This is a genomic window from Neisseria flava (assembly GCF_982712965.1).
In genome coordinates this window covers 1-13,634 of record NZ_CEXQBZ010000026.1, presented here as the reverse complement: position 1 = coordinate 13,634, position 13,634 = coordinate 1, and the positions used below count along the sequence as shown (strand labels likewise).

The window sequence follows — 13,634 nt, the reverse complement described above, 5'->3', positions numbered from 1 at the left end:
TTAAGTCCGCAGAGTATGCCATGGTTAAACCTTCAAAGTTGAGTATTGTACTATTTTGTTTTTAATTGACTATAAAATAGCGCGGTCGGCTCTCCCTGCCGCTACCTCCTGCGCCGCAGCAAATGAAAGCTGCGGATAGGTGCTATCCGGTGAGGATAAATCGGTTAGGCTGTCAACTCGCGGATCGTTTTGCAAATGCGCCTTGAGCGCGTTTTTTAATGTTGTCCCGTTGGCGGGGGCGGCAATAATCAAACGCATGGCTTACTCCTTGATGGTTGGAAGGTAAGGGGTTTCCTTTGCGAATTTACCGTAATTTATGATATTGCAACAGGGTTTGTTTTTTGTTGGGGGGGGGGTCGGGCAGGAATTTTCGGCTTACGGGTGGAGCAGGGCGGGTTGGTAAACCCGACAAGGTATTGGGGCGAAAAGAATTCGTTGGGTCTTGATTTGCCCCTACGGTATTGCAGCCAAACCTGATTGAAGGTCATCTGAAATGCTTATTGCCGTTATTTCTTGTCCGCACAGGGAATGACGGCAGGTGTCGTATCAAAAAATAAATGAATCTGCCGTATTTGTTTTATCTGTCTTGGTTCCCACCAATCAAAAAAGGTCGTCTGAAAACCGGAAATCCCCATTTTCAAACGACCTTTTCATGTTTCACCCCCTATCAAGCGTCGATATTTTGCGCAATCAAGGCATTGTTTTCGATGAAGGCGCGGCGCGGTTCGACTTCATCGCCCATCAGGGTAACGAACACTTCGTCGGCGGCGATGGCGTCTTCGATGCGCACTTTCAACAAACGGCGCACGGCGGGGTCCATCGTGGTTTCCCAAAGCTGTTCGGGGTTCATCTCGCCCAAACCTTTGTATCGCTGGATGGACATGCCTTTTTGGGCGTTTTGGAGCAGGATGTTCAGCGCGGTTTCAAAGCTGTCCACGTCGTACTCGTTCTCGCCTTTATAAAGCTTGGCGCCCTCGCCGACCAAGCCTTTGAGCGCGGCGGCGGTTTGGGTGAGGGTTTGGTAGGCTTTGCTGTTGAGGAACTTGGGTTCGATGTAGCTGACCATGACGTTGCCGTGCAGCTTGCGGGTGATTTTGATGAAGCGGTTGCCTTCGTGTCCTTCGATGCGTTCGAGGGCGACTTCTTTTTCGTCGAGCAGATCGGAAAGTTCGGCAACGGCTTTATCGGCGTTTTCAGACGACGTCAAATCGATGGGCGACGCGTGCAGCATGGCACGCAGGACGAGTTCGTCCACGAAGCGGCTTTCCTGTTCGATAACGGTTTTCGCCAACAGGAATTGTTTGGCGGTGTCGGCAAGCTCTGCACCTTCGATGGTGCGGCCGTCTGAAACGATTTTGGCTTTTTCCAAAGCGAGGCCGAGCAGCCATTGGTCTTTTTCAAGCTCATCTTTGAGGTAACGCTCCTGCTTGCCGTATTTGGCTTTGTAGAGCGGCGGCTGGGCGATGTAGATATAGCCGCGTTCGACCAGCTCGGGCATTTGGCGGTAGAAGAAGGTCAGGAGCAAGGTGCGGATGTGCGCACCGTCCACGTCGGCATCGGTCATGATGATGATGCGGTGGTAACGCAGTTTTTCGGGGTTGAACTCTTCTTTGCCGATGCCTGCGCCCAGCGCGGTAATCAGGGTGGCGACCTCTTGGCTGGCGAGCATTTTTTCAAAACGGGCTTTTTCGACGTTCAAGATTTTGCCTTTGAGCGGCAAAATGGCTTGGAATTTACGGTCGCGGCCTTGTTTGGCAGAACCGCCTGCGGAATCGCCCTCGACCAGGTAAAGCTCTGACAAGGCAGGGTCTTTTTCTTGGCAGTCGGCGAGTTTGCCGGGTAGCCCCAAGCCGTCCATCACGCCTTTGCGGCGGGTGATTTCGCGGGCTTTGCGCGCAGCTTCGCGCGCGCGGGCGGCATCGACGATTTTGCTGGTGATGATTTTGGCTTCGTTCGGATTTTCTTCGAGGAAGTCGGTCAGTGCTTGGTTGATGACTTCGTTGACGACGGGGCCGATTTCGCTGGAAACCAGTTTGTCTTTGGTTTGCGATGAGAATTTGGGGTCGGGCAGTTTGACGGACAACACGCAGGTCAAACCTTCGCGCATATCGTCGCCGGCGGTTTCAACTTTGGCTTTTTTGGCGACTTCGTTGGCTTCGATGTAGCTGTTGATGGTGCGCGTCATCACTTGGCGCAGTGCGGTCAGGTGCGTACCGCCGTCGCGCTGCGGGATGTTGTTGGTGAAGCACTGTACGCTTTCCTGATAGCTGTCGTTCCATTGCATCGCGCATTCGACACTCATGCCGTCTTTCTCGCCAAACGCGTAGAAGATTTTTTCGTGCAACGGCGTTTTTTTGCGGTTCATGTATTGCACGAACCCGGCCACGCCGCCGGAAAGGGCGAAGCTTTCGTGTTTGCCGTCGCGCTCGTCGATCAATTCGATGTCCACGCCGTTGTTCAGGAAGGAAAGTTCGCGGATGCGTTTGGCGAGGATGTCGAAGCTGTATTCGACGTTGCCGAAGGTTTCCGCGCTGGCGAGGAAGCGCACGGTCGTGCCTTTTTTGTCGGAATCGCCGACAACTTTCAACGGCTCTTCGGTTTCGCCGCGCACGAAGCGGACGAAGTGTTCTTTGCCGTCGCGGTAGATGGTCAGCGTGACCCAGTCGGACAACGCGTTGACGACGGACACACCCACGCCGTGCAGGCCGCCGGAGATTTTGTAGCTGTTGTTGTCGAACTTGCCGCCCGCGTGCAATACGGTCATGATGACTTCGGCGGCGGAGCGTCCTTCTTTCGGGTGGATGCCGGTGGGCATACCGCGCCCGTTGTCGGCCACGCTGACGGAATTGTCGGCATGGATGGTTACGGTGATTTTGTCGCAATGTCCCGCCAGTGCTTCGTCGATGGCGTTATCCAATACTTCGAACACCATGTGGTGCAGGCCGCTGCCGTCCTGCGTGTCGCCGATATACATACCGGGGCGTTTGCGTACCGCTTCCAAGCCTTCCAGCACTTGTATGCTGTCGGCGCCGTATTCTTCGTGTTTTTGGTCAGTCATGGTCTTTATCTGTAAGATTTTTTAAAAGAATTTCTGCTGAGGTCGTCTGAACGACAGTTGAACGCGCCACCCGGACGGTCAAGCTGTCCGACGGACGGAAATAGACCGTTATTATACCTGATTTTGCTGGAAAATTCAGCGTTTCGGGTGGGCGGAAAGGTCGTCTGAAACCTGTTTGTACTCGGTTTCAGACGACCTTTTTCATATTTTTTCCGTTTTCAACATTCCACAACGCGGACGGATACGGGGACGGCTTTTTTCTGTAGGGTGATGGCGAGTCCGGCAAGCGAGGTTTCTTTGTAGGTGGACTTCATGTCGCGCCCTGTTTGCAGCATGGTTTGGATGACTTCGTCGAGCGAGACTTTTTTGTCCGTGCCGTCTTCCAGCAGGGCGAGGGTGCCGAGTTTGAGGGCTTTTTCGGCGGCGATGCCGTTGCGTTCGATGCAGGGGATTTGCACCAGTCCGCCTACGGGGTCGCAGGTCAGCCCCAAATGGTGTTCCATCGCCATTTCTGCGGCGTTTTCCACTTGTTTGGGCGTGCCGCCGATGACTTCGGCGTATGCGCCCGCCGCCATGGAGCAGGCGACACCAACTTCGCCTTGGCAACCGACGTCCGCGCCGGAGATGGAGGCGTTGGTTTTGTAGAGGATGCCGATGGCGCCTGCGGTGAGCAGGAAGTTTTCGACGCGCTCTTGTGTGGCGTGCGGGTTGAACTTGCGGAAGTAGTGCAGGACGGCGGGGATGATGCCCGCGGCGCCGTTGGTCGGGGCGGTAACAACGCGTCCGCCTGCGGCGTTTTCTTCGTTGACCGCCATGGCGTAAACCATGGGCCAGAGTTGGGTGTTGACGATTTCGGTTTCGCGCAGGGCTTTGAGTTTGGCGGCAAGCTGCGGGGCGCGGCGGCGGACGTTCAAGCCGCCGGGCAGTTCGCCGTCTGCCGCCAGCCCGCGTTTGATGCAGCCTTCCATAACGTCGGCAACGCCGGCGACGCGGCGGCGGATTTCGGCTTCGCTGCAACCGGCAAGCGCGGCTTCGTTTGCCAACACGGCTTCGGAGATGTCGAGCTGGTTCATGCGGCATTGGGCGAGCAGTTCGGCGCAGCTGGTGTAAGGGTAGGGGACTGGGCGCGTTTGTTCGGCTTGTTGGTCAAACTCTTGATCGGTAACGATAAAACCGCCGCCGACGGAGTAGTAAATTTGTTCTTTGAGTTTGCCGCCGTCTTTGCCGTAGGCGGTGAAATTCAGTCCGTTCGGGTGTTTGGGCAACACTTGGTCGCCGCGTATATTCAGGTCGCGGTCGGGGTTGAAGCGGATTTCGCGTCCGTTGAGGCGGAGGATGTGTTGCGTGCGGATGCGTTCGAGACGGTCGGGGATGTCGGCGAGGGGGATGTCGTGCGGCAGGCTGCCTTCCAAGCCGAGCAAGAGGGCGTCGAATGTGCCGTGTCCGCGTCCTGTCAGTGCCAGCGAGCCGTAAATGTCGATGACGATGCGCTCGGTTTGCGCGTCCAGTCCTGATTGTTTGAGGTCGTCTGAAAAGGCGGCGGCGGCTTTCATGGGGCCGACAGTGTGGGAGCTGGAAGGGCCGATGCCGATTTTGAAAATGTCGAAAATGCTGATCATGATGTTTTCCGTTGATTTTATTGAATTACTTTTTCCGTTTCGCCCGCGGATGCCCCTCGTCGTAAACCTTGGCCAGATGGTCGAAATCCAGTTTGGTGTAAATCTGCGTGGTCGAGAGGTTGCTGTGTCCCAACAGTTCTTGCACGGCGCGGATGTCGCGTGAGGATTGCAAAAGGTGGCTGGCGTAGCTGTGGCGCATCATGTGCGGGGAAATGTGTTGCCCGCTGCCCTGCTGCACCGCCCATGCCTGAAGGCGTTTTTGGATTTGTCGCTGCCCGAGTCGCGTGCCGTTTTTGCCGGTAAAGAGCGCGGCTTCGCCGTCTGCCGCTACGCGTTCGGACAGATAGGCGCGCAAGGCTTCGACGCTTTTGCCCGACAGCGGGACTTGCCGCTCTTTCCTGCCTTTACCGGTTACGCTCACCCAGCCTTCGTCCAGCAACACATCGCCCAAATCCAAGCCGTGTATCTCGCTCAGGCGCAGGCCGCTGCCGTACATCAGTTCAAACAAGGCATGGTCGCGCACCGCCAAACCGTCATCAACGGGCGCACTGTCGAGCATATGGTTTAACTCTTCCTGCGGCAGGGCTTTGGGCAGGCGTTCGGGCAGGCGCGGGGCTTTCAGGTTGAAGGTCGGGTCGTTGTCCATCATGCCCGACTGCACGAGCCAGCCGCAATATTGCCGCCACGCCGACAATTTGCGCGCCAGCGTCCGTTCGCTCAAGCCTTGTTGCGACAGCCGTTTCAACGCCGCCACAAAATCGCGCCGCGTCAAATCCTGCGCCGTTTCAGACGACCCTTCCGTCAAAAGCCGCACAAGTTCGGTCAAATCGCGCCCGTAGGCAGACAGCGTGTGCGCCGACTTGCCCTGTTGCCCCAACATTTTCAAATAGCCGTCCAAAGACAGCCCGAAATCGCGCGCCAACATTTTTCAGACGACCTCCAACACGGTTTTCAAAGCCTCAGGCAACCGGCAAACCTTTTGGCGCGCATAATCGAAACACACCATGCCCGTGCGCGTCCGCGCCAGCACCTTGCCGTCCGCGATGCGCGTCAGGCGGAACAGCAGCGCAAACCCGCCCTTGCCGATGTCCTCGACGCCCATTTCCGCCGACAATTCATCGCCGTAAAAACCTTGTGCCAAATATTGCACCGCCGCGTCCGCCATAATCAGCCCCGCGCCGCCCGCGTCCGTTTCGCTCCAGCCCAAACCCGCCAGCCAACGCATCCGCACTTCATGGCACAAGCGCAAAACGGCATCGTTCGCCAGATGGCCGCCGTAATTCACATCGCCCACCTGCACGCGCAAAGTCGTCTGAAACAACACCGCATCCACATCCGCCACTGCCAACTTAGCCATCACACACCTCCCGCCGCCGTTTCAGACGACCCCAAAAACAAACCGTTATTATAAACCATGTCAGATAAATGCCGACCGCACCGTTTGCCCGCCGCAGCCGCCCAAAATCTCATTAATATATAAAACTGATGTAGCCCTGTGTAGTTTTTTAATAAGAAAAACATTATAATTTCCCACATCACCATCCCGCTACCTTACCAAGGAGATTTAAATGGCACTCGTATCCATGCGCCAACTGCTCGACCATGCCGCCGAAAACAGCTACGGCCTGCCCGCATTCAACGTCAACAACCTCGAACAAATGCGCGCCATCATGGAAGCCGCAGACCAAGTCAACGCCCCCGTTATCGTTCAAGCATCCGCCGGCGCGCGCAAATATGCAGGCGCGCCGTTTTTACGCCACCTGATTCTGGCGGCCGTCGAAGAATTCCCACACATCCCCGTCGTCATGCACCAAGACCACGGTGCATCGCCCGACGTGTGCCAACGCTCCATCCAACTGGGCTTCTCCTCCGTCATGATGGACGGCTCGCTGATGGAAGACGGCAAAACCCCGTCCACCTACGAATACAACGTCGACGTCACCCGTACCGTCGTTAACTTCTCCCACGCCTGCGGCGTATCCGTCGAAGGCGAAATCGGCGTATTGGGCAACCTCGAAACCGGCGAAGCAGGCGAAGAAGACGGCGTAGGCGCAGTCGGCAAACTGACCCACGACCAAATGCTGACCAGCGTCGAAGATGCCGTGCGCTTTGTTAAAGACACCGGCGTGGACGCGCTCGCCATCGCCGTCGGCACCAGCCACGGCGCATACAAATTCACCCGTCCGCCCACCGGCGACGTATTGCGCATCGACCGCATCAAAGAAATCCACCAAGCCCTGCCCAACACCCACATCGTCATGCACGGCTCCAGCTCCGTTCCGCAAGAATGGCTGAAAGTCATCAACGAATACGGCGGCAAAATCGGCGAAACCTACGGCGTACCCGTAGAAGAAATCGTCGAAGGCATCAAACACGGCGTGCGCAAAGTCAATATCGACACCGACCTGCGCCTCGCCTCCACCGGCGCCATCCGCCGCTTCATGGCAGAAAACCCGTCCGAATTCGACCCGCGCAAATACCTGAGCAAAACCGTCGAAGCCATGAAACAAATCTGTCTCGACCGTTACCTCGCATTCGGCTGCGAAGGGCAGGCAGGCAAAATCAAACCCGTTTCCCTTGAAAAAATGGCAAACCGCTACGCCAAAGGCGAGCTGAACCAAATCATCAAATAAACAACGGGACAATCCAACGGGCGGCCATCCAAGCCGCCTGTTTTGTTTTGAAGGGTATGGGTTAAGTTCAAATCCATACGGCACGGCACTGCCAGTCCTGATTTAAATTCAACCCGCCGACTTTCCAAACCAGACAAAAGGTCGTCTGAAAACGGCTTCAGGTTGAACACAACCTGCGGCGTTTGTTTTCAGACGACCTTGTTTGCCGAAGAGGCGAACTTTTCCTATTCCCTGACTAGCGTGGGATTCGATGACGGGCGGCGATTATTTGTCGCCAAGTCCTAAGAACGTGTTCATTGTCTCAGCCTCTGCTGTAAACTATCGGCATGAACAGAAAAACCTACCCAAGCGATATCAGTCGCGAGCAATTTGCGCCCCTCCTTCCCCTGCTGGAAAGTGCCCGTAAACGCACAGCGCCACGCCAGGTGGACTTGTACGATGTCTTTTGTGCCATTCTCTACCTGCAACACACTGGCTGCTCCTGGCGCGCTTTGCCGGGCGACTTCCCCAAATGGCGCACCGTGCATTCCTACTTCCAGAGATGGACCGAACCACGCGAGAGTGACATCAGCATCCTTGAGGAAGCATTAAAAAAATCAGGTAGTTGCGGAGCGCCGCAAGCAGGGGCGCTATGAAGCAACTACTTTCCTGATTATTGATGCGCAGAGTGTGAAGAACACGGATACCGCCATGGAAAAAGGCTACGATGCGGGCAAGAAGGTTAGCGGTATCAAGCGACATATAGCGGTTGACACGCAAGGTTTGCCGCATGCCCTTGCGGTAACGACGGCGGATGTTACGGATAGAAAAGGCTGCCTGGTGGCATTGGAACGTGGGCGGGATAATCTTGGTGCGATACAAAAAATCCTTGCTGACGGTGGTTACACGGGTAAAGGCATTTGCTTCGTCGGTACAGGAGTTGATTGGTGCGGAGGTAGAGATTGCCAAACGAAACGAATTGCACCGTTTTGCAGTATTGCCGAAGCGATGGGTAGTAGAGCGCAGCTTTTCCTAGTTGGAAAAGAACAGGCGGCTTTGGAAAAACTGCGAGCGTAAGTTGAGTACCAGTCTGCAAATGGTAGCTTTGGCTTTCTTGGGAGTCCTGCTACGAAGACTATGAACACGCTCTAAAGGATGATCTGATAATGCCGTCATTCCTGCGCAGTCGGCAAAGGTGGCTGACAAATGTCCTGTTTTCATTTTGGCTTGCGATTTTTTTTACTTTAATGCACCTGATGAACAGCAGGTTGAACCCGAAAAACAAAACCCTGCGTATGAAAGGCAGGGTTCGGGCTTTATCGGCAAATCTACACCTTGCTTTTGAGGATTTTGCGGATGGCGGAAAGCTGGCGGCGGCTGACGGGCAGGGGTTTGGGGATGTCCAATATCTGCGCGCCCCAGGCGGAATCGCTGTCATCGTCGTCGTCCAACCGTATCAGGTAGTCTAATGTGTGGCGGAAGGCGAGGGCGTTGCGGTGGAGACGGATGATTTTTTCGCCCAACAATTCTTCCCAGTAGACCAAGGTTTTGGGCAGTTCGTAGCTTTGTCTGTCGCCGGTAACCAGAAAGACGGTTTTGTGTTCCGCCATCAGATAACGCGCCTGCTGCCACGGGATTTCGATCATGCGGTCGCGGCTGAAGACTTGGAAATGGGTAAAGTCGTCGGCTTTTTCGCGGTATTTTTCGCTGACCCGGTCCAATGCCGCCTGTAGGCGGGTTGAGCGGATGGGTTTGAGCAGGTAGTCGGCCGCCGCCAGTTCGAAGGCGCGTAAGGCGTGTTCTTCGTAGGCGGTGGTGAAGATGATTTCGGGCTGGCGTTTGGCGACACGCTTGATGCGTTCGACCAGCTCGAGTCCGGTAATTTCGGGCAGTCCGATGTCGGCAAATACGATATCGACTTCGTGCATACTCAACCAGTCCAAAGCGGGCTGAGCGTGGTGGAATACGTTGAGGATGACGACGTTGCACTCTTCCAGCAAGATGCGCAGGCGTTCTGCGGCGAGCACTTCGTCTTCAACAATAATGACACTTAACATAATGATTTTCTTTTGTTATTTTTAAGTTTGACGGTCGGGTAAAAAGTCGGCACGGATGGCCGTCTTCCCGTTATGCATTTGGTTACGGCGATTATAGTAAATATGAAGTATTAATGTGCGGGTTATGTAAAAAAATAATTACATTCGAATAATATCTCGAGTAATTTGTTGCAATCTCGCCAATCTACTCCGTAACTATATCATGTATCGGTATTTTATGCGGCTGCCAGTGTTCTATCGCCCAAGATAAAAGCGCCTGTGGGCGGGAAACTTCGGGTGCGGGCGGAAGGTTGAGGTATTGCAGGACTTGGCGGAGTAATTGTTCTTTATGGTTTTCGTCCAAGGCGGGGGCAAGCGTCTGCTTCGACCATTTCTGCCCGTGTTTGTTGACCAAAAGCGGGAGATGGGCGTAATGCGGAGTAGCGAAGCCGAGACAGCGTTGCAGGTAGATTTGGCGCGGGGTGGAAACGAGCAGGTCTTGCCCGCGCACGATGTGTGTGATGCCTTGGTCGGCATCGTCGGCGACGACGGCAAGCTGGTACGCCCAAAATCCGTCGGCGCGCAAGAGGACGAAGTCGCCGATGTCGCGGGCTAGGTTTTGGGCGTAATGTCCGACTATACCGTCGTCAAAACCGATGGTTTCGTCGTTGACGCGGATGCGCCATGCGGGCGGTTTGTCGGTGTGCGGGCGGTCTTCGGGTCGGAGGCAGCGTCCGTTGTAAACGAATCCGTCGGCACCTTGGGCGGCGGCCGCCTGCCAGTCTTTGCGGCTGCAATAGCAGGGATAGAGCAGGCCTTTTTCTTTCAGACGACCCAAGGCGTCCCTGTACAGCGAATGGCGGCGGCTCTGCCAAACGACTTCGCCGTCCCATTCGAAACCGAAGGCTTCGAGCGTGTGCAGGATATGCGCGGCGGCACCGGGCATTTCGCGCGGCGGGTCGAGGTCTTCCATGCGGACCAGCCATTTGCCCCGGTTTGCGCGTGCATCGGCGTAGGATGCAAGCGCGGTCAGCAGCGAGCCGATGTGGAGCAGGCCGGTGGGGCTGGGGGCGAAGCGTCCGATATAGTCGGTTAGTAGGGGTGCCGTCATGGTTTTGGGATTGGAGCAGGTTGTTGGAAATCGGTTTGGGCGGGACTTTTCGTGTCCGTTTTAACTGCGTTGCGGCAGGGTTTTCAGACGACCTTTGGGGAAAGGTCGTCTGAAAACGGGCAAACTATACCAAGCAACTGCTTCTGCGGGCAATGTTATAATGCCGTTTCAACACATTACGGACAGATTCCATGCTCATTGATACTTCACGTCCCATCCTTGCCGTCGATACCGGTACGTCTTTTCTTTCACTCGCTTTGCGTGCGGACGGAGAGGTGCGCCTGTATCATGAAAACGTCGGTACGCGCCAGTCAGAACTCATCCTGCCGCAGATTCGCGTGTTGTTCGAACAGGCGGGCATAGGCGCGTCGGATTTGGGCGGCATCGTTTATGCGCAAGGGCCGGGCGCGTTCACCGGATTGCGTATCGGGGCGGGTGTCGTGCAGGGTTTGGCAACCCCTTTCGACACGCCCGTTATCGGCGTGCCGAGTCTGGACGCGGCGGCTTATTTGGTTCCCGACTGCCCTTGCGTATTGGCGGCGACCGATGCGCGTATGGGCGAAGTGTTTTATGCGTGGTTTGATACGCAATCCCATACGCGTTTGGGCGATTATCATGTCGGCAAGGCTTCGGAAATCGTTTTGCCGCAAGGGCAAACCTTCGGAGCGGGTGTGGGCAACGCCTTTGCTTTGGCTGACAAGCCGCCTTTCGACGGCATACCGTCCATGCCGACTGCCGCCTATTTTCTCGAGCTGGCACTGAGCGGGCGTTATCCGGCGGCAGACGCCGCGCATGCCGAATTGTTATACGTCCGCGACAAAATCGCCCTGACGGCGAAAGAGCAGGCGCAAAGGAAGGCGAAACCATGAACATCCGCTGTGCAAGCTCTGATGACTGTGCCGCACTGACCGCAATCGATGCGGCGGGCAATCCCTCACCTTGGTCGGAACGGCAGTTTCTCGAAGCGGTGGCAAATCCTGCAGATACCGTTTGCGTCTGCGAATGTGGAGGCGAAATCTGCGGTTTTGCCGTCTGGCGCGAAATCTGCGGCGAGTCCGAGTTGCACCTGATTGCCGCCGCCCCGGCGTGCCGCCGACAAGGCATCGCCTCAAAACTTTTGGCATATTGGTTTCAGACGACCTCAAGCCAAGGCGTATCTCGCCTGTTGTTGGAAGTCCGCGCAGGCAATGCCGCCGCCATCGGCCTCTACCGCAAATACGGTTTTATCGAAACAGGCCGGCGGAAAAATTATTACCCCCTGCTCGAGGGCGGATATGAAGACGCAATTTTGATGGAAAAACCATGTTAAGCAGCCGTTACCTCCATTTGCACGAAGCCTTGGGACTGGGGCCGATGTGGCTCAAGCGCGAGGCAAAAACCGTTCCCGCTGCTTTGACCGCTCCCAAAGCCGGTATGCCCAAACCCGCGGCAGCGTCGGTTCAGACGACCATCCCCCGTCAGGAACGCACCCTGTCGGCAGGGGCGCATCAGGCGCGTCTGTCGGCAATGGCGGCCGTACACGGCGGAAACCAACAGGACGTACCCGAGCGCGAAATGCCATCTCCGCAAACCGCGGCTGTCGAAGCGGCCCGTCAGCCCGACACGAAACCCAAGCAGGAAACGCCTGCGGACAAACAAGCCCGCAGCATCCGAAACACGGCAGATTTGCCTGCCGCCCCGCACCATTCAGACGACCTCCCGCGCCTGTCCGCCACAGTCAAAACCGCGCACCTGATGGTGGTCAGCATCTGCCCGTCGACCGAAGATACGCTGCACAGCGAATTGTTCCACGGCGAAACCGGCATCCTGCTGGACAATATGCTCGCCGCCATCCGACTCAGCCCGCAGCAGGCGCACAAAACCAGTTGGGTGAAAGCCGCCCCGGTGTTCAGCCCGCATCCTTCGGAAGCGCAAATCCACTCCGAATTGCCTGCACTGAAGCATGAATTGGAATCGTCCCAAGCCCGTGCGGTATTGTTTTTAGGTCAGGTTTTCGAACAGAAAGAAATGATGGCGGTCATGGACGAATTGTGTGGCGGCATACCGTATTTCACCATCCCGCACCCCGCCCGCCTGCTGCGCCAACCGCGCCTGAAGGCATATGCCTGGCAGGTGTTGAAGAAAGCGGCGGCTGTGTTGTAGGTCGAATGGAACAAAGGTCGTCTGAAGCTTGGGAATAGGGTTTCAGACGACCTTTTTGCATTTTTTCAGCGAAGGCGTTTGCGGACAACACACGCGCCGAGATGATGGTAAAGATTACAATTCCGTCATTCCCGCGCAGGCGGGAATCCACTGGAAACCCTATGCAACGGGTGTTTGCAAAACAGCCGGCCGTAGCGTGGGCTTTGTCCACGGACAGGGTTTGACAACGCATTGGTGTAAAGATAACCGCGTTATTTACATCACAAAGATCGTCTGAAAACCTTGTCTTTGTAGGTGGTGGCGAAAATATAGAGCCTGCTCTAAAGGGTGTTTTTCGCTATCTTCATCCGCGGGCAAAGCCCACGCTACGCTGTAAGTCTGAGATCAAATGTTTGCAAAACGGTTGCTGAGATTCAAAAATGGATTTCCGCCTGCGCGGGAATGACGGCATGGGGAGTAAGCCGTAGCCTGAATCTCTACTAACCGCGTGCGTGGCTACGCCACACACCCTACCTGTGGGTAGCACAAACTTTAAAACCGAGGTGTAGGGTGTGTGCGGTACGCACGCACGCGTTTTTTGCCGTCTCAAACCATACCATTGTTTCAAACTTTCAGACGACCTCAAGCGTCGTCTGAAAACCTGAGGCCTTTGCAATAATAAGTTGAGATATTTTTGTATTTTCAGAGGAGGAGTTTTAAAGATGGTGGATGCGTTGACCCAACCGTAGCGTGGGCTCTGCCCACGGTTTGTTTTTGGAAAGCAAAGGTCGTCTGAAAGCCTGTGTACAGGTTTCAGACGACCTTTTATATTTTCGCGGGCATAGCCCACGCTACCAGTTGAACACTGTTGGAAATACCGTTCTTTTTGATCGTGTTTCCATTGATGTGGCGCAGTAAACCGTAGCCTGAATCTCTACTAACTGCGTGCATGGCTACGCCACGCACCCTACCTGTGGGCGGCACAAACTTTAAAACCGACATGTAGCAACTGTATTTTTCACCCCGTCGGGCAAAAATACAAAAACTCAAATCAAGACGTTTGGATACCGTTTTCGG

The 13,634-nt window shown here is 55.5% G+C and carries 11 protein-coding genes and 2 pseudogenes; 5 read left to right on the top strand and 8 right to left on the bottom strand.

Annotated elements, in window-relative coordinates; genetic code table 11:
- Nucleotides 1-72: 72 nt before the first annotated feature.
- The 5 genes and pseudogenes from AC5M9B_RS02075 to AC5M9B_RS02055 form a co-directional block, all read right to left on the bottom strand.
- Nucleotides 73-258: pseudogene (locus tag AC5M9B_RS02075) on the bottom strand (RpiB/LacA/LacB family sugar-phosphate isomerase); the annotation flags it as partial.
- A gap of 409 nt (nucleotides 259-667) precedes the next feature.
- Complete coding sequence (gene gyrB / locus AC5M9B_RS02070; protein ID WP_146736605.1) at nucleotides 668-3,058, bottom strand: DNA topoisomerase (ATP-hydrolyzing) subunit B; 2,391 nt, start codon at nucleotides 3,056-3,058, stop codon at nucleotides 668-670.
- Nucleotides 3,059-3,276: 218 nt separating this feature from the next.
- On the bottom strand, nucleotides 3,277-4,677 hold the full coding sequence (locus AC5M9B_RS02065) for an L-serine ammonia-lyase (protein ID WP_146736606.1): 1,401 nt from the start codon (nucleotides 4,675-4,677) through the stop codon (nucleotides 3,277-3,279).
- A 25-nt stretch (nucleotides 4,678-4,702) separates the two neighbouring features.
- Nucleotides 4,703-5,602 (bottom strand): tyrosine recombinase XerC, encoded by a 900-nt coding sequence (gene xerC / locus AC5M9B_RS02060; protein WP_146736607.1) that lies wholly within the window; start codon nucleotides 5,600-5,602, stop codon nucleotides 4,703-4,705.
- A gap of 3 nt (nucleotides 5,603-5,605) precedes the next feature.
- Nucleotides 5,606-6,034: an acyl-CoA thioesterase gene (locus AC5M9B_RS02055; RefSeq protein WP_146736608.1), complete on the bottom strand. Its 429-nt coding sequence runs from the start codon at nucleotides 6,032-6,034 to the stop codon at nucleotides 5,606-5,608.
- Nucleotides 6,035-6,245: 211 nt separating this feature from the next.
- On the opposite strand from AC5M9B_RS02055, the gene fba reads away from it, so the two are divergent.
- A complete protein-coding gene (fba, locus tag AC5M9B_RS02050) occupies nucleotides 6,246-7,310 on the top strand; it encodes a class II fructose-bisphosphate aldolase (RefSeq protein ID WP_487648166.1) in 1,065 nt (354 codons plus the stop codon).
- Nucleotides 7,311-7,636: 326 nt separating this feature from the next.
- Nucleotides 7,637-8,430: pseudogene (locus tag AC5M9B_RS02045) on the top strand (IS5 family transposase).
- A 187-nt stretch (nucleotides 8,431-8,617) separates the two neighbouring features.
- Here AC5M9B_RS02045 and AC5M9B_RS02040 read toward each other — a convergent pair.
- Both AC5M9B_RS02040 and gluQRS read right to left on the bottom strand, forming a co-directional pair.
- Nucleotides 8,618-9,346: a LytR/AlgR family response regulator transcription factor gene (locus tag AC5M9B_RS02040; RefSeq protein ID WP_039407778.1), complete on the bottom strand. Its 729-nt coding sequence runs from the start codon at nucleotides 9,344-9,346 to the stop codon at nucleotides 8,618-8,620.
- A gap of 184 nt (nucleotides 9,347-9,530) precedes the next feature.
- The gene (gene gluQRS, locus AC5M9B_RS02035; RefSeq protein WP_308905732.1) at nucleotides 9,531-10,436 is read right to left on the bottom strand and encodes a tRNA glutamyl-Q(34) synthetase GluQRS; all 906 of its coding nucleotides are present in this window, start codon (nucleotides 10,434-10,436) and stop codon (nucleotides 9,531-9,533) included.
- Between the two features lie 191 nt (nucleotides 10,437-10,627).
- Between gluQRS and tsaB the strand changes: the two genes are divergently transcribed.
- From tsaB to AC5M9B_RS02020, 3 genes are read left to right on the top strand one after another with little or no spacing between them, the layout of a single operon-like run.
- Nucleotides 10,628-11,305, top strand: coding sequence for a tRNA (adenosine(37)-N6)-threonylcarbamoyltransferase complex dimerization subunit type 1 TsaB (gene tsaB / locus AC5M9B_RS02030; RefSeq protein WP_049226910.1), 678 nt, complete (start codon nucleotides 10,628-10,630; stop codon nucleotides 11,303-11,305).
- Nucleotides 11,302-11,745: a ribosomal protein S18-alanine N-acetyltransferase gene (gene rimI / locus AC5M9B_RS02025; RefSeq protein WP_487648165.1), complete on the top strand. Its 444-nt coding sequence runs from the start codon at nucleotides 11,302-11,304 to the stop codon at nucleotides 11,743-11,745. The genes tsaB and rimI overlap by 4 nt, the downstream gene beginning before the upstream one ends.
- Nucleotides 11,739-12,578 (top strand): uracil-DNA glycosylase family protein, encoded by an 840-nt coding sequence (locus AC5M9B_RS02020; protein ID WP_285045080.1) that lies wholly within the window; start codon nucleotides 11,739-11,741, stop codon nucleotides 12,576-12,578. The genes rimI and AC5M9B_RS02020 overlap by 7 nt, the downstream gene beginning before the upstream one ends.
- 804 nt (nucleotides 12,579-13,382) lie before the next feature.
- Here AC5M9B_RS02020 and AC5M9B_RS02015 read toward each other — a convergent pair.
- Nucleotides 13,383-13,634: hypothetical protein (locus AC5M9B_RS02015; protein WP_487648164.1), on the bottom strand; the 252-nt coding region annotated here is incomplete at its 5' end.